Below are 20,725 nucleotides of genomic sequence, written 5' to 3' on the forward strand. Positions count from 1 at the left end.
TGTGAACCTGCCGGCTGATTGCATGTTCAGTATTCATGCATCACTGGCAGGTGAAGCGGGTCTCATCCTTGGCCGTGCCGCCATTGAAACGCGCCACTTGCGGATAGAGGCAGTAGAGGAACCGTGTTCCCGTCAGGCCTGCGCCTTCCTTATTGCCCGCCGTCACACCCGCCGCAACGGCCTTTGGCGCCTCGCTCTGTTCCACCCAGGCAACCAGTGCGGAGAAGAAGTCAAAGTCATCATAGTAGGGGCCGCCACCACCATGCGGCATGCCCGCAATGCGATAGAGCTTGACGAAGTCTCCGGCGGCACCGCCATTATTGGCGTCGAGCTTTTTGTACCAGTTGACGGTATCGAGGACCGAGAAGACCGGATCGGCATTGCCGTGGAATACGATCATCTTGTGGCCCGCGGCCTTGAAGCCCTTGAGATCGGGATTGTTCGAACCCGGCGGGATCATGAAATCGGTCGCCGCCTCGGTGAATGTCGCATCCTTGGCCGAGATTTTCGGTGCATCCCGGTCGAAGTCGAAGCCGAGAAGGAAGGCCTGCAAGTCATCCGGCTTGCCACCCACGGCCGTCGGCGGCGTGGTAAAGACCTGCGCCAGCGAAGCAGCACCCATCACGCCGATGATCGGCTTCTTGCCCCAGGCTTCATTGCCACTCTCCAGCTTCCAGCCGCGCCAATTGCCGGAGGCCATGCCGGGATCCCAGACCCATTCGCTGTAGAGCTGTTCGCCCTTGGCATTGCGGGGGCCCTGGACGCTTCTTGTGAGGGCCGCCACCTGGGATTCGGACAGGCAGCCCGTCTCGCCCGCAGTCTGACACTGCACGCTTTGCGGCTTGAATGCCGTCTGGCAGGCCTGTGCATCGGCCACAATTCCGTCGGCAAGCCCATCAAGGTCGTCGCAAGCGGCAAGAATGCCCTTGGCAAGTACCGCCATATCGTCACGGCTGAATGCCTTGGCGATATCCGGATTGACCTTGGTCCAGGCCTGGATGTCCCAGGCGTGCTGTATGGCAGCCTTCGGCAGGTTGAAGCCGGGATAGCCGGCAAGCAAGCCGTCGAACATGTCAGGCAGACGCGTCGCTGCCATCAGCGCATGGCGGCCGCCATTGGAACTGCCCATGCCATAACTGTAGGCAATCTGCTTTCCGTAATGGTTTTCGACCAGAGCCTCAGCCAGCGGATTAAGGGTCTGGACGGCCGTGTAGCCGTAGTCGCGCCGGGCCTGCGGATCAAGGCCGAAGGCCGCGCTACCGGCTATGCCCCTTTCCGGGTTGGCCTTGCCGTCATGGCCAGCATCGCTGGAAACCACGGCATAACCGCGTGACAGCGCCGTATCGGCCTTGTTTCCGCCCAGTGTCGGCCCGAGCGCCGGCACCACCGCGCCGTCATTGCCGCCGTTGAACTGGTGAACGAAGCGCCCGTTCCACACTTTTGGCAATCGCAGCTCGAAGCGTATGGCATAGGTCTTGCCGTCAATACCCTGACGCGGGACCGTGCTGCCATGCACAAGGCAATGGTCGATCGGAACCTCCGGCGTGGGCGCCGTCTCCACGGCCTCGCTCAATGTCACGCCAGCTGGTGCCGCCGCTTTCAGATCTGCACACGCCAAGGCTGCTTGGGCCACGACCGGCACCTGCAACAGGGCAAGCGCCGTCGCCCCCATTAAAAAGGTATATTTCATCAAGTCCTCCCTTGGTCACAACGCTGCCAAGACCTCCCCCTGCAGCGCGCAAGGTTGTATTTATCATCGCATTGACCGAAAAAATAGTATGTGTTGCCTCATGATTTTGTGCAGCCCTGCCACCGGGTTCCATCTTGACGATCGCCACAGCGCGCCGCAATTAGGGGACATGAAAGCTTCAGACGCAGATATCCTCATTATCCCCGGCTACACCAATTCCGGCCCCACCCACTGGCAGAGCCGCTGGGAATCGAAATTGCAGACGGCACGGCGTGTGGAACAGGCCGAATGGTCCAAGCCCGTGCGTGAAGACTGGGTCACGCGGTTGATGCAGGAGGTCAATGCCTCCACGCGCCCGGTTGTGCTTGTCGCTCATTCTCTTGGCGTGCCGACCGTCATTCATGCCATTCCACATTTCCGCAACAAGATCGCCGGTGCCTTTTTCGTTGCGCCGCCCGATGTCGCCAATCCCGCCATCCGTCCCAAGCACCTGATGACATTTGGACCCTATCCGCGCGATCCGCTGCCCTTTCCCTCGATAACGATTGCCAGCCGCAACGATCCCTTCGGCACCTATGACCATGCCGAGGATATCGCCAAAGCCTGGGGTTCTCTGCTGGTGGATGCCGGCGAGGCCGGACACATCAATGCCGAATCGGGCCATGGACCCTGGCCGGAAGGCACGATGGTCTTTGCGAAATTCCTGTCCGGCCTCAAAGCGGAATAGTCACGCCCAGCTGCCTATTGAGCGAAGTTCCGCCAAGCGCGCAACCCTTGCGTTACGTTAAGATCGGCTTAATCGGCTGGTGGTAACATGATATGTGTTTGTCAAGCGCGAGCGGAGCCAGACGGCCTGTGATACCCAAAAAGCACCAGACCATGCCGCGTCCGAGCGCGCTGGCGGCGCTGGCCATCAGTATCGATCTGATGCCGGTGGCAACAGCTGTGATCGAACCCGACACCGGCCGCTTCGTCTATGCAAATCGGCATTTTACCGAGGAATGGCTGACAAAATCGGCCCGTGATCTGTCTACCCTGATCCACAAGGATGATCGTCCGGGCATCACCGCCCTGCTGCATGCCGGGCTTGAGCGCCTGCTGCCGGCGGAAAACACGATGATCCGCGTGCCCTTGCAGGATGGCGCCGTGCGCTGGGCACAGTTGCACATCCAGTCCTTCCAGCCGGAGACGGCGCCGTCCACCCACCTCCTTGTGGTGCAATTGATTGATGTGACGGCCGACAAGCGGCGGCTGGATGATGTGATCGCCCGCGAGGTGCGCTGGAACAGCGCACTTGTCAGTTCGGTCTCGGGCGTCTGGGATCATCACTATGCGATAAACCGCAAATATTACTCGGCGATCTGGCGACAGATCCGCGGCATGGAGATCGATGACCCTCTGCCGTCCTCCAAGGAGGAATGGCTCTCGCTGCTGCATCCCGATGATGTGGAGCCGACCCTTCATGCCATGGCCCGCCAGGAGGATGGCGATCCCGCCTATCAGGTCTTCGAATACCGGGAGAGGCATAAGGACGGCCACTGGGTCTGGATCGAATGCCGCGGCGCCTGCATCGAACGGGCGCCGGATGGGCGTGCCCTGCGTGTCGTCGGCACCGATACCGATATTACCGAGCGCAAACTGGCTCAGCACAAGACGTTGCAGGTCTCGCGGCGGCTGGAAATGGCGCTTGCGATTTCCGGCGTCGGCGTTTTCGAGGCGGATCTGATCAGCGGTGCCGTCGATTGGGACGATCGCATGCACGAAATCTATGGCGTGCCGCAGGACGAGGCGATTCGAGTCGGGGAAACATGGGAAAATTTTCTGCATCCCGATGACAAACTGGTGGTTCTGCAAAATGTTGCTGGCAACACGCAACACAACCAGTGTTTTTCCGACCAGTATCGCATCGTCCTGCGTGACGGTCGCGAGCGGGTTGTGCGCTCCTGCAGCATGACATTTACCGATACCGATGGTCACCTGAAGCTGGTCGGCGCCAATTGGGACATTACCGAGGATGTGGCCCTGCAGCGTGAACTGGAGCGGGCAAAGTCCTTGGCCGAGGCCCGCAATGCGGATCTGGAATCCGCCCGCAGCCGCATCGAACACAATGCCCTGCATGACTACCTGACAACCCTGCCAAACCGCCGCTATCTCGACGAGAAGCTGGCACAGCTTGCCGAAACTTGCACCCAAAGCGGCGAAGCGCTTGGCGTGCTGCATCTCGATCTCGATCGTTTCAAGCAGATCAACGATACGCTCGGCCACAATGCCGGCGATGCGGTGCTGCGCCATGCGGCCAAGGTGCTGCGCGATATTGTGCGCAGCGATGATTTCGTCGCACGCATAGGCGGCGACGAATTCGTGCTTCTGTCGCGCTTCAATGGCAATCCGCGAAAGCTTGCCCAACTGGCAGACCGGATCATCAAGCAATTGCGCCAGCCCGTGATCTGCGAGGGACGCGACTGCCGCTTCGGCGCCTCCATCGGCATTGCCTGGGCGGCAGGCCAGCAGATCGACGCCAAACAAGTGCTTCTCAATGCCGATATTGCTCTTTACAGGGCCAAGAACAACGGTCGCAACCGCCACGAATTCTTCTCCGACGCCACGCATCGAGAAATCCTCGACAACAAGCGCCTGTCGGACGATATCTTACGCGCTCTGGAACGGGGCCAGTTTTTCCCGGTCTACCAGCTGCAATTCGATGCCCGCACACTTGATATCTGCGGTGTGGAAACACTTGCACGCTGGCGCCATCCCGAACATGGCATATTGAGCCCAGACCGGTTTATTCCGACCGCAGAAGAGATTGACGCCATGGCCATCATCGATGGCCTCATTCTCGAGCAGTCCCTGGTGGATTTCGACCATTGGCAGTCCGAGAATCTCCTGATTCCCAAACTCTCCGTCAATGTGTCCTACCGCCGCCTGCGTGATCCGGGCCTCATCAACAAGCTGCGCCGGCTGCCGATCAAGCCGGGCCAGCTGTCCTTCGAGCTGCTCGAATCGACCTTTCTCGACAATTGCGAAGACGGCGTGACGCAGACGCTGGAAAGCCTGAAAAAGCTCGGCATCGCGCTGGAGGTGGATGATTTCGGCACGGGCCACGCCTCCATCGTCAGCCTGATGCGGTTGAGCCCGCAGGTCCTGAAAATCGACCGCCAGCTGGTCAAGCATGTGCCGGATTCGAGCGAGCAGGCGAAACTGGTCGGTGCGATCGTCGAGATCGGCAAGGCGCTGGGCATCCGGGTCGTGGCGGAAGGCGTTGAAACGATGCAGCACGCGCATATCCTGCGCGATCTTGGCTGCGATGAACTGCAGGGCTATGCGCTTGCGCGACCGATGCCGGCGGCAGAGATACCGGCCTTTATACGCAAAGCCGCCTGGCGCAACGACCATTAGCCTGCATCGCGCATAGAAGGCCGCCCCGGCGAAAGCGGCGGCCGCATCCCTCTGCGTAATGATCAGCCGTTCTGGATCTGGATTGCGGCCTGCGCCATGCATTCCATCAGCTTGGCACGAATATCGTCGTCGGATACGGAAAGCCCCGCCGCCTTGAAATCGGCGCTCACCTTGCGCACGACATCCTCGTCACCTGCCTCCTCGAAATCGGCAGCGACAACATCCTGGACATAGGCATCCGGATCGGCCTTGCCCATCAGGCCGGCAGCCCAGGCACCCAGGAGCTTGTTCCGGCGCACTTCGGCGCGAAACCGCTGTTCGGCATCGAGCGCAAACTTGTTCTCATAGCCTTTTTCGCGATCGCTTAAGGTCGTCATTGTGTCTCTCTCCCCGTCAATAGTGACTGCGGGAGGCTAGTAGACGCGGGCCCTGCGCGCAATGCGCAAGCGCAGGTCCCAAGCAAATGTTATCCGGCGTGTCTTACCCGGCATGCATCTCGTTCAGGACATCAACCAGCACATCATGCATCCGGTTCGACAGGCCATCGAGATCGATATCGACGGCAGCGGCTGCAAAATCCTGCTGCAATCTCAGGATCAGACCTTCTTCGGACGGATGTTCGACCGCCCATTCGGCAAAACAGCGCGCATACTCATGCGGGTCTGACAGCCCAAGGCTCTCGCCTGCCCACAGACCGATCAATTTGTTGCGCCGCGACTGGGCCAGAAACAACCAGCTCTGTTCATAAGCAAACTTTGTTTCGAGCGCTGCTGCTCTATCACGCAATGATACCATATTACTTCCCCTGCTTAATGTGATTGACCATCTACACTTGGTGGCGCAACAAACATGCACGTAAATTCTTGCGGTCCGGTGTAGCGAAAAGGTGAATAAAAAATGTCGCCGAAAAACAGTCCACCACTTGGCACCCGTGGCGCATTGTGAAACCGGCTGTTTTCCGTTATGGGACCGCTCAAACTCAATTCACTTGCGTCCGCTGGACGTAGCAACACACGAGACATCAAGACATGAACCGTCGCCGCCGTATCTACGAAGGCAAGGCCAAGATCCTGTACGAGGGTCCTGAGCCAGGCACGCTCATCCAGTTTTTCAAGGACGATGCCACTGCTTTTAACAAGAAAAAGCATGACGTGATCGACGGGAAAGGCGTGCTGAACAATCGCATTTGCGAATATATCTTCACCCACCTGAACAAGATCGGCATTCCGACCCATTTCATCCGTCGCCTGAACATGCGCGAGCAATTGATCAAGGAAGTGGAAATCATTCCGCTCGAAATCATCGTGCGCAATGTCGCAGCCGGCTCGCTCTCGGAACGTCTCGGCATCGAGGAAGGCACCGTACTGCCGCGCTCGATCATCGAATTCTACTACAAGTCTGACCAGTTGAATGACCCGATGGTGTCGGAAGAGCACATTACCGCCTTTGGCTGGGCCAACCCCGCCGAACTCGACGACATCATGGCGCTCGCCATCCGCGTCAATGATTTCCTGACCGGGCTTTTTCTCGGCGTCGGCATCCAACTCGTCGATTTCAAGATCGAATGCGGCCGCCTGTTCGAAGGCGACATGATGCGCATTATCCTGGCCGACGAAATCTCGCCCGACAGCTGCCGCCTGTGGGATATCGAGACCAAGGAAAAGATGGACAAGGACCGTTTCCGCCGCGATCTGGGCGGGCTCGTCGAAGCCTATTCCGAGGTGGCACGCCGCCTGGGTATCATCAATGAAAACGAACCGATCCGTGGCACCGGCCCGGTTCTCGTACAGTAAGCCGTCAGGGAGCAGTCAGTGATCAAGGCACGCGTAACCGTCACGTTGAAGAACGGCGTTCTGGACCCGCAGGGCAAGGCCATCGAAGGCGCTCTGGGAAGCCTCGGCTTTGAAGGCGTCCACCAGGTCCGCCAGGGCAAGGTGTTCGATCTGGAGGTCGATACGCTTGACCGCGCCAAGGCCGAGGAACAGCTGAAGGCCATGTGCGAAAAGCTGCTGGCCAATACCGTCATCGAGAACTATTCTATCGCTCTCGTCTAACGGCTGCGGAGCGTGGGTGATGGCCGAAATCAGCAGTGAACTCATGTATGAGCTTCTGAAGCGCGTACATGCGGAAACTGCAGATGTGAAGCTTGGCCAGCGCGAGATAAGAGCAGAAATGAATGCGATGCGGGGAGCCATGGTTTCCCTGCATCAGGATATTAATAACATCCATACGACCTTGGCGAGGCATGATATCCGCCTCGAACGCATAGAAAATCGTCTCGAACTCCGAGAACTGGCAGAAACACAAGCAAGGTTTGAGCCACACCCATGAAGTCCGCCGTCGTCCAGCTCCCCGGCCTTAACCGTGACCGGGACATGATTGCCGCCCTCACCCGCATTTCCGGCCAGGCGCCGGTCACCGTCTGGCAGACGGAAACGGAAATCCCGGATGTCGATCTGATCGTTATCCCCGGCGGCTTTTCCTATGGCGATTACCTGCGCTGCGGTGCGATTGCCGCCCGTATGCCGGTCATGCAGGCCATCCGCGAAAAGGCCGCGCAGGGCGTGAAGGTTCTCGGCGTCTGCAACGGCTTCCAGATCCTCGTCGAGGCAGGCATGCTGCCCGGCGCCCTGATGCGCAATGCCTCGCTGAAATTCGTGTGCAAGGAAGTCCGCCTGGAAGTGGTGAATGCCGATACGGATTTCACCCGCGCCTATGCGCAGGGCCAGATCATCCGCTGCCCGGTCGCCCATCATGACGGCAATTATTTCGTCGAGGCAGAAACGCTGAAAAGTATGGAAGACAAGGGCCAGATCGTCTTCCGCTATGCCGAGGGAACAAATCCGAACGGCTCGATGATGGATATTGCAGGCGTGGTGAACGAGGCCGGCAATGTGCTGGGCATGATGCCGCATCCGGAAAACCTCATCGAAGCCGCCCATGGCGGCACCGATGGTCGCGGCATCTTCGCCTCGGCGCTGGATGTGATCGCCGCTTGAAGAAAAATTAAGCTTCGCTTAACCAGCAGAACGTAGGAAGACGGCAAATAGCTGAAAGAGTGCCATGCGCCGCCTTCCCCTTTCCCTCCTCCTGATCGCGTCCGCCACCCTTTCGGCCTGCCAGTCCGACGCGCCGCCGGCAGTCCCCGTGCGCAGCCAGTCGCCGCTCGATATCATGGAGCGCGTGGCGGTCGGCGCCAATCGCTGCTGGTTCAAATCCGGCGATCCCGCCTTCAGATCCTATTCGCTGGCCCCGGAACTCACCTCGTTTTCCGGTCGCCCGCGCATCCTTCTGGTCCGCAAGGGCTCAAGCGACATCCGGCCCCTCCTCGTCGTGCAGGCAGAAGGGCGTCCGGCAAAGCTCGACGCCTTCGGCCCGATGATGAGCGAACCACTTGCCCCACGCATCCGCAAGGACATCCTGCGCTGGGCAAACGGCGCCAAGGACTGCTGATCACATCGGCGGGAACTGCGGCCCATCAATCAGCAACAGTCGCGACCGCCTGACCTCGTATTCCGCCTGCCTGCGCGAAAGACCGACATCCTGCAATTGTTCGGGTGACAGATCCGCAAGCTGCTGACGCGTCCGGCGGTGGCGCTGCCAAAGCGAGACCCGCGCCATCAGTCCTGCCCAGACGGGAAAACGGGGAGACGTCTCGACCGCCTTCGGGGCGGGTGTCCGTGTTTCGTCCAGATTGATTGTCATCATTGTCATCGTGCTTGCCTTTCCCCATCAGCCTTTTGGGATGCAATCCGTATGCATTGACTGATAAACGGTGACAATATATGGAATTGTCATGATGACACACTGGCTCCCCACACTGACAAACGGCCACGGTCCGCTTTACATACGCATCGCGGACGAAGCGGAAAACGCAATCAAGTCAGGACAATTGCCGCAGGGCGCAAAGCTGCCACCGCAGCGCGATCTGGCCTACGACATTGGGGTGACAATAGGGACAATTTCCCGCGCCTATGCTCTGCTGCGCGAGCGCGGCCTCGTCACCGGCGAAGTCGGCCGGGGAACCTATGTGCAGGCCGATGCGACAGTCTCTAATGCCGGCCCGCGCGATGCGGCCGCACTCACCTATGGTGGCACGCGCTCGCTTATACCGCCCCCCGGCAAGCTTCGCTTTGATACCACAGCCGCCGTCGATATCGGCCAGGCGGAGATCGTCGGGCGCATCATGATGGATATCGCAACGGCCCATCCCGGTGAAATCTCCAGCTATACGCGCACGGTCTCGCCCGATTGGCAGGAGGCCGGTCGCCAGTGGCTGAGCCATGGCGGCTGGTCGCCGGATGCAGAGCAGATCCTGCCGCAGCTCGGCGTCCATGCGGGCATCAATGCCGTGATTGCAGCGGTGACCGGAACCGGAGACCGTGTGGTCTGCGAACATCTCACCTATTCGCAGGTCTCCCGCAGCGCCACATTGATGGGCCGGCAGATTGCGCTCGTTGATTCCGATGCCGACGGCATTCTGCCGGAGGATTTCGAGCGGGTCTGCGCCCGCGAACATCCAAAGGCCGCCTTCATCATGTCATCCGGCCAGAACCCGACGCTGGCTTGCCTTCCTCTGTCGCGGCGCAAGGATCTCATTGAGATCGCCCGCACCTACAATGTCTGGTTGATCGAGGATTATCTCTATGGCGGCATGGTCGGCGACGATATCCCGCTTCTGGCCGAACTTGCGCCGGACAGGACATTTCTGCTGAATGGCCTGTCGAAATCCGTTGCGGCCGGCGTGCGCGGTGGTTGGGTCGCCTGCCCGCCCCATATGAGCAACCGTGTCCGGGTCACCCAGAAAATGGTGAGCGGCGGGTTGCCGTTTCTCCTTGCGGAACTGTCGGCGCGACTGGTGCTCTCTGGCGCCGCCAGCGAGATCCGGGGCAAGGTTCTTGCGGAAATCACGGCGCGCGAAGCAATCGTGCGCGCACTGTTTGCCGGGCATGAATTCCGCTCGCATCCGAGATTGCCGTTCTTCTGGCTAAAACTGCCGGAACCCTGGCTGTCTGGAACATTCAAGCAGGCAGCCCTTGATGCCGATGTGCTGATCGACGACGAGGACGAGTTCAAGCCGGCGCGCTCGCCACGCGTCTATCACCATGTGCGTGTCGGCTTCAGCGAAGGGCGCGAACGCCAGCACTCGTCGGATGGGCTGGCCGTGGTCCGGCGCTTGCTGGACCAGAGCCCGCTCGGCACCAGTGCGATCATGTAAGGATCGACGCATCACCGGATCAAACCGCCGGAAAGGCGATGGAAACGGCTTTGCTTCCGCATTTTCCAGTCGCGCCACACGCAGGCTTGCGTTATAGCCTGCCTCGAAACCGATCTCCCATTGCCCTGAGAGCCAGATGACCGTTTCCAACTCCCGCCCCATCACCCCGGACCTGATCGCCAGCCATGGCCTTAAGCCTGACGAATACGATCGTATCCTGAACCTGATCGGACGCGAGCCGAGCTTTACCGAACTTGGCATCTTCTCGGCCATGTGGAACGAGCACTGCTCCTACAAGTCCTCCAAGAAATGGCTGCGCACTCTGCCCACCAAGGGCCCGCGCGTCATTCAGGGACCGGGCGAAAACGCCGGCGTCGTCGATATCGATGATGGCGATGTCGTGGTTTTCAAGATGGAGAGCCACAACCACCCCTCCTATATCGAGCCCTATCAGGGCGCCGCCACTGGCGTCGGCGGTATCCTGCGCGATGTCTTCACCATGGGTGCGCGTCCCATCGCAGCGATGAATGCGCTTCGCTTCGGCGCGCCGGATCACCCCAAGACCCGGCATCTCGTCTCGGGCGTTGTGGCCGGCGTTGGCGGCTATGGCAATGCCTTCGGCGTGCCGACAGTTGGCGGCGAGGTCGAGTTCGATCCGCGCTACAACGGCAATATTCTCGTCAATGCCTTTGCGGCAGGGCTTGCCAAGTCCGACGGCATTTTCCTGTCGGAAGCCAAGGGCGTTGGCCTGCCCGTCGTCTATCTGGGCGCAAAGACCGGGCGCGATGGCGTTGGTGGCGCCACCATGGCCTCTGCCGAATTCGACGAATCCATCGAGGAAAAGCGCCCGACCGTACAGGTCGGTGACCCCTTTACCGAAAAATGCCTGCTGGAAGCCTGCCTTGAGCTGATGGCAACCGGTGCAGTCATCGCCATCCAGGATATGGGGGCCGCCGGCCTTACCTGTTCGGCTGTCGAAATGGGCGCCAAGGGCGATCTCGGCATCGAACTTGAACTGGACAAGGTGCCGGTGCGCGAAGAGCGCATGACGGCCTATGAGATGATGCTATCGGAAAGCCAGGAGCGCATGCTCATGGTGCTGGAGCCCTCCAAGGAAGAAATCGCCAAGGCGATCTTCGTCAAATGGGGTCTGGATTTTGCCATTGTCGGTAAGACCACCGACGACCTGCGTTTCCGCGTCATCCACCAGGGCGAGGAAGTGGCAAACCTGCCGATCAAGGAACTGGGCGACGAGGCACCGGAATATGACCGGCCTTGGCGCGCATCCGAGAAGCGGGCCGCTCTGCCGGCCGAACAGGTGGCTGCCCCCGACGATTACAATGCCGCCCTTCTGACGCTTGTCGGCTCGCCCAACCAGTCCAGCCGTCGCTGGGTCTATGAACAATATGACACGCTGATCCAGGGCAATTCGCTGCAGCTGCCGGGCGGCGATGCAGGCGTCGTGCGCATCGAAGGCCATGCAACAAAGGCGCTGGCCTTCTCCTCCGATGTCACACCGCGCTATGTCGAGGCCGATCCGGTCGAAGGCGGCAAGCAGGCGGTTGCCGAGTGCTGGCGCAACATGACCGCGACCGGCGCCGAGCCGCTGGCGGCCACCGACAACCTCAATTTCGGCAATCCGGAAAAGCCTGAGATCATGGGCCAGCTGGTCGGCGCAATCCAGGGCATCGGCGAGGCCTGCCGTGCGCTGGATTTCCCGATCGTGTCGGGCAATGTCTCGCTCTATAACGAGACGAACGGCGTGGCTATCCTGCCGACGCCCACCATTGCCGGCGTCGGTCTTCTGCCCGACTGGTCGAAAATGGCCCGGATCGGCACGGCCAGGGACGGCGATGTGCTGGTGATGATCGGTGTCGATGGCAGCCATCTCGGCTCGTCTGTCTATCTGCGCGACGTGCTGGGATCGATCGAAGGTCCGGCCCCGGTTGTTGACCTTTCAGCCGAGCGTCGCCACGGCGATTTCGTGCGCGGCATTATCCGCAATGGTCAGGTCACCGCCTGCCACGATATCTCGTCTGGTGGCCTTGGTGTGGCACTGGCGGAAATGGCCATGGCCTCTTCAAAGGGCGCCCGCATCTCGCTGAGCGATTGCCGCGGCCTTGCCCATGCGCTGCTGTTTGGGGAAGATCAGGCGCGCTATGTGGTGGCCCTGCCCGCCGATCTCGCCAATTTCGTGCGCGCCAACGCCGAATCGGCCGGCGTGCCTTTCCGCACGCTGGGCACAGTTGGTGGCGAGGCGCTGGTGATCGATGATCTGATCCATCTTCCCGTCTCTACGCTAGTGAATGCCCATGAAAGCTGGTTCCCCGGCTTCATGGCGTGATACCAAGCCGAAGGCTTTGACAATCCGGTCGTTTTTGGCACTCTTGCTGGAAACGGCCGCCTGAAAGACAAGGAAGGAACGACCTGATGCCCATGCGCCCCGGCGAAATCGAAGACATGATCAAGGCCGGAATTCCGGGAGCCAAGGTGACCATCCGCGATCTGGCCGGCGATGGCGATCACTATGCCGCCGAAGTGGTGGCGGAAGCCTTTCGCGGCAAGAACCGCGTGCAGCAACACCAGATGGTCTATGAAGCGCTGAAGGGAAATATGGGCGGCGTGCTGCATGCCCTTGCCCTGCAAACCTCGGCCCCCGAATGATCCTATCCCCGTTGCGCTGGCTGACCATCAGCACAATTGATGGCAGTTATGACGTGCGACGGCTGGAAATTGACAAAACCCGTGTTATTTATTGAGCCAAAGAGGTCCGGACCTTGACCCGGACAGACAAGGACAAAGACCATGAGCGGAATTACAGATCTGATTGACAGCGAAGTGAAGGGCAATGATGTCGTTCTCTTCATGAAGGGCACGCCGCAATTCCCGCAATGTGGGTTCTCCGGTCAGGTGGTGCAGATGCTCGATTATCTCGGTGTCGATTACAAGGGCATCAATGTGCTTGCCGACCAGGAAATCCGCCAGGGCATCAAGGACTATTCCAACTGGCCGACCATTCCGCAGCTTTACATCAAGGGCGAATTCGTTGGCGGTTGCGATATCGTGCGTGAAATGTTCCAATCCGGCGAATTGCAATCCCATTTCCATGAACAGGGTGTCGCCGTTCGCGGCGCTGCCTGATGGCCCTCCGGTCGGGTTTTCCCGGCCATGTTCGATCCAATCGAGGCGCCGCGATCCCCCGCGGCGCCTTCGTATTTTCAGGATTATTCAATCGTGACCACCCCAAATACTTTAGCGCCCGCCCGGCTGAACGGCATGGGCAAAGGCGAGTTCATTGCCATGATGGCCATGCTGATGGCCCTCAATGCACTGGCCATCGATATCATGCTGCCGGCACTGCAACAGATCGGCTCTGCCCTCCAGGTGGATGACGAGAACGCCCGCCAGTATATCGTCTCCTCCTACCTGTTCGGCTTTGGCTTTGCCCAGCTGATCTACGGCCCGCTTTCGGATCGGTTCGGGCGTCGTGCCCCGATGGTTGGTGGTTTGCTCGTCTACATCATTTGCTCGTTTGCCATTGTTGCCGTTCCAAGCTTTGCCGGCCTTCTCATTCTGCGCTTCATCCAGGGGGCAGGCGCTGCGGCCACTCGTGTCATCACTGTCTCCATCGTGCGCGACGTGTTTGGCGGGCGTGCCATGGCGGAAGTCATGTCGCTCATCATGATGGTCTTCATGATCGTGCCGATCATCGCGCCGGGCACCGGCCAGTTGATCATGCTGGGCGGCGACTGGCACATGATCTTCCTGTTCATCGCAATCATGGGCATCATGCTGCTGGCCTGGATGATGCTGCGCCTGCCGGAAACCCTGGCGAAGGAAGACGTGCGCGCCCTGACATTCGTGTCGGTCGTCGCGGGCTTCCGCATCGTGCTCACCAACCGCATTGCGCTCTGCTACACGATTTCGGCAACCTTCATCTTTGGTGCGCTATTCGGCTTCATCAACTCGGCCCAGCAGGTCTATGTTGGCATTTACGGCCTTGGCGTCTGGTTCCCGGTGGCCTTTGCCGCCGTCGCAGCCTTCATGTCGCTCGCATCCTTCATCAATGCCAAGCTTGTCGGACGCTACGGCATGCGGCGCCTGTCGCATGCTTCGCTGCTCGCCTTCATCCTCATCAATTTCGTCTGGATGCTGGTACAGATTTTTGGCCCGCAACCCATGCCCTTTGTGCTGTTCCTCGGCTTCTTTGCGCTTGCCATGTTTATGTTCGGCTGGATTGGCGCCAATTTCAATTCGCTGGCCATGGAACCGCTCGGCCATGTTGCAGGCACGGCGTCTTCGGTGCTGGGCTTCATGAGCACGGTTGGCGGTGCAGCCATCGGCGCCGTCATCGGCCAGGCCTTCAATGGCACGGCCCTGCCCATGGTCATCGGCTTCTGCGCCGTCGGCGTGATCGGGCTCGGTTTCGTGCTGCTCGCTGAAAAAGGCAAGCTCTTCCAGTCGCACAACCCGCAGGTCTGAACGGCCATAAACGCAAAAAGCCCCGGTGCTCAGTGCAAACATGAGCGCCGGGGCTTTTCAATATCAGGAATGTGCAGATGATCAGCCGATGATCTGAGCGCGCAATTCCTGCCAGCTATCCGGATTGGTCGCCACCAGAAGCCCGCCCTCGAGATCCGTCGGACGATAGGGACTGCCATCAAAGCGTGCGACATGGCCGCCGGCTTCCATCGCAATCAGGCTGCCTGCCAGATGATCCCAGGGCATCAGCTTGTTATAGAGCGCAAAATCCACATGGCCGCCAGCAAGCGCGCGATATTCCTGCGCCGCACAGCGATAGCAGGCAAACATCCGCACCTTGGCCAGATTGGTCAGAATCTTCGCACGCTGCTCGCCAAAGAAATAGCCAGTAGACGCCATGCCGATCATCGCATCGATCGGCTTGGCACCGGCCACGGAAAGCCGCACGGTCTCGCCATCCAGGCGGCGCAGAAAGGCGCCGGAACCCTTTTCCGCAAGAACCCAGTCGTCGCCCATCGGGTCATAGATGATGCCGGCCACCGTCTCGCCTTTGTAGACGACCGAGGCCATGACGCCGAAGGCGGGAACGCCCGAGGCAAAATTGAACGTGCCATCCACCGGATCGACGATGACCACCAGTTCATTGTCACCGATCCGCGACAAAAGTGCAGGATCGGCCGCAACCGATTCCTCGCCGATGAACAGCGCCTGCGGCGCAAGCTTTTCCACCTCAGCCCGGATCAGCCGCTCTGCATTCACATCCGCTTCGGTAACGAGATCGGTCGCTTCGGATTTGGCACGCACATCACTGGCGCCGAGCCTGCGAAAGCGCGGCAGGATTTCCACTTTCGCCGCATGCCGCAGGATCTCTGCCAGCGCCAGTACATCAATCTGCATATCAGAACCTCAAGCTTTGGGAGAGGAAACAAGACCCGCGAAATCAAAGAGATTGGGATCAAGAAGGTGAGACGGGTTTACGTGGGAGAGCGCGCGCAGCATCCGATCCTTGCGGCCGGGCATCTGGGTCTCCATGGTCGACAGCATCTGCTTCATCGCATTGCGCTGCAAACCGTCCTGCGAGCCGCAAAGGTCACACGGGATGATCGGGAACTGCATGGCGCTCGAAAATTTCGCCAGATCCTCTTCGGCGCAATAGGCAAGCGGGCGCAGCACGAAGAGATCGCTCTCATCATTGAGGAGCTTGGCCGGCATGGCGGCCAATCGCCCGCCATGAAACAGGTTCATGAAGAAGGTTTCCAGAATATCGTCGCGGTGATGGCCAAGCAGCAACGCATCGCAGCCTTCCTCGCGCGCCACGCGGTAAAGATTGCCGCGCCGAAGCCGCGAACAGAGCGCGCAATAGGTCGCACCTTCCGGCACCTTTTCCTTCACCACCGAATAGGTGTCGCGATATTCGATCCGGTGCGCAACACCGATCGAGGACAGATAGTCGGGCAGGACATGCTTTGGAAAATTCGGCTGGCCCTGATCGAGATTGCAGGCAATGAGTTCCACAGGCAAAAGCCCACGCCATTGCAGGTCAAGCAGCAGCGCCAGAAGCGAATAGCTGTCCTTGCCGCCCGATAGACCAACCAGCCAGCGCTTCTGGTCCCTCAGCATGCCGAAATCATCAAGGGCCTGGCGCAGCTGGCGCAACAGCCGCTTGCGCAGCTTGTTGAATGCCGTCGTCTGCGGCGCATGCGCATAGACACCCTTGAGGAAACCGTCCGCATCAGCCGGCCCATCGTCCATCTCGTCGATCACAGCCGCCAGCGTCACGTCATTCTCCCGTCCAAAAAAGAACGGCCGCCACTGGCGACCGTTGCATTCGAAAAGCTGATCAGCCAGCCAGCACCGCAGCAACCGCCTTGATGGCCTCGTCAGATTTTGCGCCATCCGGGCCACCGGCCTGCGCCATGTCCGCACGGCCACCGCCACCCTTGCCGCCGAGCGCCACCGAGGCGACACGCACCAGATCGACTGCGCTGAAACGCTCCGTCAGATCTGCCGTGACGCCGACCACAGCGCTCGCCTTGTCATCAGCGCCAACCGCGATCAACAGCACGACGCCCGACCCCATACCGGTCTTGGCCTCATCGACCAGACCCTTCAGGTCCTTGGCATCGACGCCTGTCACGGTCTTGCCGAGATAGGCAATGCCGCCAACCTCCTGAACTTCCGTTGCAGACCCACCCTGCCCGCCGCCCATGGCGAGCTTGCGGCGTGCATCTGCCACTTCCTTCTCAAGCTTCTTGCGCTCATCCATCAGCGCTTCGACGCGCGACAGAACATCGCCGGCCTGCACCTTCATCAGCGCTGCAAGCGCTTTCACGCGCTCGTCCTGCTCGGCCAGATAGGCGCGCGCGCCCTCCGCCGTCACCGCCTCCAGACGTCGCACGCCGGAGCCGACGGCACTTTCGCCCAGAATGCGCACGAGACCGATATCGCCGGTGGACCTGACATGCGTTCCGCCGCACAGTTCAACAGAATAGGCTCGGCCGGCCTTGGCGCCTTCAATACCGGTGCCCATCGACACGACGCGCACTTCATCGCCGTATTTCTCGCCAAACAGTGCCATGGCACCTTCGGCAATCGCATCATCGACGCTCATCAGCCGGGTCGTGACCGGCGCATTCTGCATGATGATGGCATTGGCCATGTCTTCGACCGTCTGCAGTTCCGCAGCCGACATGGGCTTCGGGTGCGAGACGTCAAAGCGCAGGCGATCGGGCGAAACAAGCGAACCCTTCTGCGCCACATGCGTGCCCAAAACCTCGCGCAGCGCCTCATGCAACAGATGCGTGGCCGAATGGTTGGCGCGCAGTTTCGAGCGGCGGGCATGATCGACCTGCAGGAGAACGGCATCGCCCGCTTTCAGCACGCCTTCCGAAACCGTGGCGATATGCACGAAAAGCCCTTCGCCCTTCTTCAGCGTATCGGTGACGGTCAACCTGGCCTGATCGGTGGAGATCACGCCGGTATCGCCCATCTGGCCACCGGATTCGCCATAAAACGGCGTCTGGCTGACAACGATCTGCACCGCATCGCCGCTGACAGCCGTATCGACAACGGCGCCATCGCGCACGATCGCCTGCACCACGCCTTCGGCACTTTCCGTGTCGTAGCCGAGGAATTCGCTGGCGCCGAACTTTTCCTTCAGCTCGAACCAGACGGTTTCGGTTGCCTTGTCGCCGGAGCCAGACCAGCTGGCGCGGGCCTCGGTCTTCTGGCGCTGCATGGCATCGTTAAAGCCGGTGAGGTCAACGCCGATGCCGCGGGCGCGCAGCGCATCCTGCGTCAGGTCGAGCGGGAAACCATAGGTATCGTAAAGCTTGAAGGCGGTCTCACCGTCGAGCGAATCCCCCTTGCTGAGCGTGTCCGTCGCATCGGAAAGAAGCGTCAGGCCACGCGCCAGCGTGGCGCGGAACTTGGTTTCCTCAAGCTTCAGCGTCTCGGAAATCAGGCTTTCGGCACGCAGCAATTCCGGATAGGCGCGGCCCATCTCGCCGACCAGGGCCGGCAGAAGCGACCACATCATCGGCTCGCGGGCACCGAGCAACTGCATGTGGCGCATGGCACGACGCATGATACGGCGCAGGACATAGCCACGGCCTTCATTCGACGGCAGGACACCATCGGCAATCAGGAAGGCCGACGAGCGCAGATGGTCGGCAATCACGCGGAAGCTTGCGGCCACCTCGCCCTCGGCCTTGGCGCCGACAACCTCTTCGGTTGCGGCAATCAGCGTGCGGAACAGATCGGTCTCAAAGACGCTGCCAACCCCTTGCAGGATACAGGCCATGCGCTCCAGCCCCATGCCCGTATCGATCGAGGGACGCGGCAAAGCTGTGCGCTCGCCCGGCGCCGTCTGGTCGAACTGCATGAAAACCAGGTTCCAGAATTCCAGGAACCGGTCGCCATCCTCTTCCGGCGTGCCCGGAGGGCCACCCCAGATATGTTCACCCTGGTCGATGAAGATTTCCGAACAGGGACCGCAGGGACCGGTATCACCCATCTGCCAGAAATTGTCAGAGGTCGGGATACGAATGATCTTGTCATCGGAAAAACCGGCGATCTTCTTCCACAGCATCGCCGCTTCATCGTCATCGGCATAGACGGTGACCAGAAGGCGATCCTTGGGCAGACCAAAACCCTTGTTGACGAGGTTCCAGGCCAGTTCGATGGCATTTTCCTTGAAATAGTCGCCAAACGAGAAGTTGCCGAGCATTTCAAAGAAGGTCAGGTGGCGGGCCGTATAGCCGACATTGTCCAGGTCATTGTGCTTGCCGCCGGCGCGCACGCATTTCTGCGAGGTCGTGGCCGTCGAATAGGGGCGCGATTCCAGACCGGTAAAGACATTCTTGAACTGCACCATGCCGGCATTGGTAAACATCAATGTCGGGTCATTGCGCGGCACAAGCGGGCTCGAGGAGACGATCTCGTGACCGTTCTTCTTGAAATAGTCGAGGAAGGTCGACCGGATCTCATTCACGCCACTCATGCCATGCCCTTCTAAGCCGCCCCAAGCGGACTTTTATCCCAAAAACCATTGGCTTTTAACGTCCAAGCCCCAGCCTGTCCAGCACGACGAAAAACCGGCCGCACATCATTACATCGATGCACGACCGGTCCCATCACAACCACGCTTTCGAGTGCCCGTCAGCCTTCCGGATCGCCATCCCCATCATTGGCCTCCGGACCGCCATTTTCCAGGAAGCGTTCGGCAATCAGGCCGGCATTCTGGCGCAAGGACAGTTCGATCTCGCGCGCCAGTTCCGGATTGTCGCGCAGAAACGACTTGGCATTTTCACGCCCCTGGCCCAGACGCTGGCTATTGTAGGAGAACCAGGCGCCGGATTTCTCCACAATGCCAGCCTTGACGCCGAGATCGACCAGTTCCCCGGTCTTCGATACGCCCTCGCCATACATGATGTCGAATTCCACCTGCTTGAAGGGCGGCGCCATCTTGTTCTTCACCACTTTCACGCGGGTCTGGTTGCCCACAACCTCTTCGCGCTCCTTGACAGCACCGATGCGGCGAATGTCGAGACGCACGGAGGCGTAGAATTTCAGCGCATTGCCGCCGGTCGTGGTTTCCGGCGAACCGAACATCACACCGATCTTCATGCGGATCTGGTTGATGAAGATGACCATGCATTTCGAGCGCGAAATCGATGCCGTCAGCTTGCGCAGCGCCTGGCTCATCAGACGCGCCTGAAGACCCGGCAGGCTATCGCCCATTTCACCCTCGATTTCGGCGCGCGGCGTCAGAGCCGCCACCGAATCGACGACCAGCACGTCGACCGCACCGGAGCGCACCAGCGTATCGGTGATTTCCAGCGCCTGCTCGCCGGTATCCGGCTGCGAAATCAGAAGGTTCTGCAGATCAACGCCCAGCTTGCGGGCATAGACCGGATCAAGCGCATGTTCGGCATCGACGAAGGCGCAGATACCGCCCTTCTTCTGCGCTTCGGCAATCGTCTGCAATGCAAGCGTCGTCTTGCCCGAGCTTTCCGGACCATAGATCTCAATGATACGGCCCCTCGGCAGGCCGCCAATTCCCAGTGCGATATCCAGGCTGAGCGACCCCGTCGATACCGTTTCGATCTCGACCACGCTCTCGTTTGCACCGAGCTTCATAATCGAACCCTTGCCGAAAGAGCGTTCGATCTGAGAGAGTGCCGCTTCCAGCGCCTTGCTTTTGTCCACCGATTTTTCCTCTACCAGCCGCAATGAATTCTGAGCCATCTGAACCACCTTTAGGTTATTGCAGCCGCGCAAGCAATCAGCAGCCGATGACCGTTATGTACACTTTTTGTTCTCGTTTTGCAAGAGGCTATCAACCTCTTGTTCTCCCTTGCTTTTCAAGAGAGTGTTGCCAAGACGTTCCGCCCAGTTGAAACCCGGAAAAACACAGCATCGCCGCCCGCCTTGCC

At 59.9% G+C, this 20,725-nt stretch carries 20 protein-coding genes; 12 read left to right on the forward strand and 8 right to left on the reverse strand.

Annotation, left to right across the window (positions count from 1 at the left end):
- Positions 1–40 precede the first annotated feature (40 nt).
- Positions 41–1,690, reverse strand: a complete 1,650-nt coding sequence (locus tag E8M77_RS13870) for a tannase/feruloyl esterase family alpha/beta hydrolase (RefSeq protein WP_205910491.1) — start codon at positions 1,688–1,690, stop codon at positions 41–43.
- A 169-nt stretch (positions 1,691–1,859) separates the two neighbouring features.
- Here E8M77_RS13870 and E8M77_RS13875 point away from each other — a divergent pair, with 169 nt between their 5' ends.
- Positions 1,860–2,417, forward strand: a complete 558-nt coding sequence (locus tag E8M77_RS13875) for an alpha/beta hydrolase (RefSeq protein ID WP_137131238.1) — start codon at positions 1,860–1,862, stop codon at positions 2,415–2,417.
- A gap of 152 nt (positions 2,418–2,569) precedes the next feature.
- The gene (locus tag E8M77_RS13880) at positions 2,570–5,089 is read left to right on the forward strand and encodes an EAL domain-containing protein (protein WP_137131239.1); all 2,520 of its coding nucleotides are present in this window, start codon (positions 2,570–2,572) and stop codon (positions 5,087–5,089) included.
- A gap of 62 nt (positions 5,090–5,151) precedes the next feature.
- Here the strand turns inward: E8M77_RS13880 and E8M77_RS13885 are convergent, their stop codons facing one another.
- Together E8M77_RS13885 and E8M77_RS13890 are read right to left on the reverse strand one after the other, a co-directional pair.
- Entirely contained in the window at positions 5,152–5,466 is a 315-nt protein-coding gene (locus E8M77_RS13885) for a DUF1476 domain-containing protein (protein WP_137131240.1), read from the reverse strand.
- A gap of 103 nt (positions 5,467–5,569) precedes the next feature.
- Positions 5,570–5,884 (reverse strand): ATPase inhibitor subunit zeta, encoded by a 315-nt coding sequence (locus tag E8M77_RS13890; RefSeq protein ID WP_137131241.1) that lies wholly within the window; start codon positions 5,882–5,884, stop codon positions 5,570–5,572.
- A 233-nt stretch (positions 5,885–6,117) separates the two neighbouring features.
- Here E8M77_RS13890 and purC point away from each other — a divergent pair, with 233 nt between their 5' ends.
- The 5 genes from purC (at position 6,118) to E8M77_RS13915 (ending at position 8,542) form a co-directional block, all read left to right on the forward strand.
- A complete protein-coding gene (purC, locus tag E8M77_RS13895) occupies positions 6,118–6,882 on the forward strand; it encodes a phosphoribosylaminoimidazolesuccinocarboxamide synthase (RefSeq protein ID WP_137131242.1) in 765 nt (254 codons plus the stop codon).
- An 18-nt stretch (positions 6,883–6,900) separates the two neighbouring features.
- A complete protein-coding gene (purS, locus tag E8M77_RS13900) occupies positions 6,901–7,143 on the forward strand; it encodes a phosphoribosylformylglycinamidine synthase subunit PurS (RefSeq protein WP_137131243.1) in 243 nt (80 codons plus the stop codon).
- A 19-nt stretch (positions 7,144–7,162) separates the two neighbouring features.
- Positions 7,163–7,420 carry a hypothetical protein gene (locus tag E8M77_RS13905; protein ID WP_137131244.1) on the forward strand — a complete coding sequence of 86 codons (258 nt, stop codon included), beginning with the start codon at positions 7,163–7,165 and terminating at the stop codon, positions 7,418–7,420.
- Entirely contained in the window at positions 7,417–8,088 is a 672-nt protein-coding gene (purQ, locus tag E8M77_RS13910) for a phosphoribosylformylglycinamidine synthase subunit PurQ (RefSeq protein ID WP_137131245.1), read from the forward strand. Before E8M77_RS13905 ends, purQ begins: the two co-directional genes overlap by 4 nt.
- Before the next feature lie 64 nt (positions 8,089–8,152).
- Positions 8,153–8,542 (forward strand): hypothetical protein, encoded by a 390-nt coding sequence (locus E8M77_RS13915; RefSeq protein WP_137131246.1) that lies wholly within the window; start codon positions 8,153–8,155, stop codon positions 8,540–8,542.
- On the opposite strand, the gene E8M77_RS13920 is transcribed toward E8M77_RS13915, so the two are convergent.
- Entirely contained in the window at positions 8,543–8,803 is a 261-nt protein-coding gene (locus tag E8M77_RS13920; RefSeq protein ID WP_246659261.1) for a DUF1127 domain-containing protein, read from the reverse strand.
- Positions 8,804–8,888: 85 nt separating this feature from the next.
- On the opposite strand from E8M77_RS13920, the gene E8M77_RS13925 reads away from it, so the two are divergent.
- The 5 genes from E8M77_RS13925 (at position 8,889) to E8M77_RS13945 (ending at position 14,789) form a co-directional block, all read left to right on the forward strand.
- Entirely contained in the window at positions 8,889–10,307 is a 1,419-nt protein-coding gene (locus tag E8M77_RS13925) for a PLP-dependent aminotransferase family protein (RefSeq protein ID WP_137131247.1), read from the forward strand.
- A 136-nt stretch (positions 10,308–10,443) separates the two neighbouring features.
- On the forward strand, positions 10,444–12,651 hold the full coding sequence (gene purL, locus E8M77_RS13930; RefSeq protein ID WP_137131248.1) for a phosphoribosylformylglycinamidine synthase subunit PurL: 2,208 nt from the start codon (positions 10,444–10,446) through the stop codon (positions 12,649–12,651).
- 86 nt (positions 12,652–12,737) lie between these two features.
- Positions 12,738–12,971 (forward strand): BolA family transcriptional regulator, encoded by a 234-nt coding sequence (locus tag E8M77_RS13935; RefSeq protein WP_137131249.1) that lies wholly within the window; start codon positions 12,738–12,740, stop codon positions 12,969–12,971.
- A 141-nt stretch (positions 12,972–13,112) separates the two neighbouring features.
- On the forward strand, positions 13,113–13,448 hold the full coding sequence (grxD, locus tag E8M77_RS13940; RefSeq protein ID WP_137131250.1) for a Grx4 family monothiol glutaredoxin: 336 nt from the start codon (positions 13,113–13,115) through the stop codon (positions 13,446–13,448).
- Between the two features lie 135 nt (positions 13,449–13,583).
- A complete protein-coding gene (locus E8M77_RS13945; protein ID WP_137131303.1) occupies positions 13,584–14,789 on the forward strand; it encodes a multidrug effflux MFS transporter in 1,206 nt (401 codons plus the stop codon).
- Positions 14,790–14,870: 81 nt separating this feature from the next.
- Here E8M77_RS13945 and E8M77_RS13950 read toward each other — a convergent pair whose 3' ends face one another.
- The 4 genes from E8M77_RS13950 to recA form a co-directional block, all read right to left on the reverse strand.
- A complete protein-coding gene (locus tag E8M77_RS13950; protein WP_137131251.1) occupies positions 14,871–15,686 on the reverse strand; it encodes an inositol monophosphatase in 816 nt (271 codons plus the stop codon).
- A 9-nt stretch (positions 15,687–15,695) separates the two neighbouring features.
- Positions 15,696–16,568, reverse strand: coding sequence for a tRNA 2-thiocytidine(32) synthetase TtcA (ttcA, locus tag E8M77_RS13955; RefSeq protein WP_170975877.1), 873 nt, complete (start codon positions 16,566–16,568; stop codon positions 15,696–15,698).
- Positions 16,569–16,629: 61 nt separating this feature from the next.
- Complete coding sequence (alaS, locus tag E8M77_RS13960; RefSeq protein WP_137131252.1) at positions 16,630–19,290, reverse strand: alanine--tRNA ligase; 2,661 nt, start codon at positions 19,288–19,290, stop codon at positions 16,630–16,632.
- Positions 19,291–19,448: 158 nt separating this feature from the next.
- Entirely contained in the window at positions 19,449–20,537 is a 1,089-nt protein-coding gene (gene recA / locus E8M77_RS13965; RefSeq protein ID WP_137131253.1) for a recombinase RecA, read from the reverse strand.
- Positions 20,538–20,725: the final 188 nt, after the last annotated feature.

This window comes from Rhizobium sp. FY34, assembly GCF_005222845.1.
Taxonomy (GTDB): domain Bacteria; phylum Pseudomonadota; class Alphaproteobacteria; order Rhizobiales; family Rhizobiaceae; genus Neorhizobium.

Bases quoted from the DNA above. Each gene is read 5' to 3' on its own strand.
- E8M77_RS13870 (WP_205910491.1), bottom strand. From the start codon at position 1,690: ATGAAATATACCTTTTTAATGGGGGCGACGGCGCTTGCCCTGTTGCAG.
- E8M77_RS13875 (WP_137131238.1), top strand. From the start codon at position 1,860: ATGAAAGCTTCAGACGCAGATATCCTCATTATCCCCGGCTACACCAAT.
- E8M77_RS13880 (WP_137131239.1), top strand. From the start codon at position 2,570: ATGCCGCGTCCGAGCGCGCTGGCGGCGCTGGCCATCAGTATCGATCTG.
- E8M77_RS13885 (WP_137131240.1), bottom strand. From the start codon at position 5,466: ATGACGACCTTAAGCGATCGCGAAAAAGGCTATGAGAACAAGTTTGCG.
- E8M77_RS13890 (WP_137131241.1), bottom strand. From the start codon at position 5,884: ATGGTATCATTGCGTGATAGAGCAGCAGCGCTCGAAACAAAGTTTGCT.
- purC (WP_137131242.1), top strand. From the start codon at position 6,118: ATGAACCGTCGCCGCCGTATCTACGAAGGCAAGGCCAAGATCCTGTAC.
- E8M77_RS13905 (WP_137131244.1), top strand. From the start codon at position 7,163: ATGGCCGAAATCAGCAGTGAACTCATGTATGAGCTTCTGAAGCGCGTA.
- purQ (WP_137131245.1), top strand. From the start codon at position 7,417: ATGAAGTCCGCCGTCGTCCAGCTCCCCGGCCTTAACCGTGACCGGGAC.
- E8M77_RS13915 (WP_137131246.1), top strand. From the start codon at position 8,153: ATGCGCCGCCTTCCCCTTTCCCTCCTCCTGATCGCGTCCGCCACCCTT.
- E8M77_RS13920 (WP_246659261.1), bottom strand. From the start codon at position 8,803: ATGACAATGATGACAATCAATCTGGACGAAACACGGACACCCGCCCCG.
- E8M77_RS13925 (WP_137131247.1), top strand. From the start codon at position 8,889: ATGACACACTGGCTCCCCACACTGACAAACGGCCACGGTCCGCTTTAC.
- purL (WP_137131248.1), top strand. From the start codon at position 10,444: ATGACCGTTTCCAACTCCCGCCCCATCACCCCGGACCTGATCGCCAGC.
- E8M77_RS13935 (WP_137131249.1), top strand. From the start codon at position 12,738: ATGCCCATGCGCCCCGGCGAAATCGAAGACATGATCAAGGCCGGAATT.
- grxD (WP_137131250.1), top strand. From the start codon at position 13,113: ATGAGCGGAATTACAGATCTGATTGACAGCGAAGTGAAGGGCAATGAT.
- E8M77_RS13945 (WP_137131303.1), top strand. From the start codon at position 13,584: ATGGGCAAAGGCGAGTTCATTGCCATGATGGCCATGCTGATGGCCCTC.
- E8M77_RS13950 (WP_137131251.1), bottom strand. From the start codon at position 15,686: ATGCAGATTGATGTACTGGCGCTGGCAGAGATCCTGCGGCATGCGGCG.
- alaS (WP_137131252.1), bottom strand. From the start codon at position 19,290: ATGAGTGGCGTGAATGAGATCCGGTCGACCTTCCTCGACTATTTCAAG.
- recA (WP_137131253.1), bottom strand. From the start codon at position 20,537: ATGGCTCAGAATTCATTGCGGCTGGTAGAGGAAAAATCGGTGGACAAA.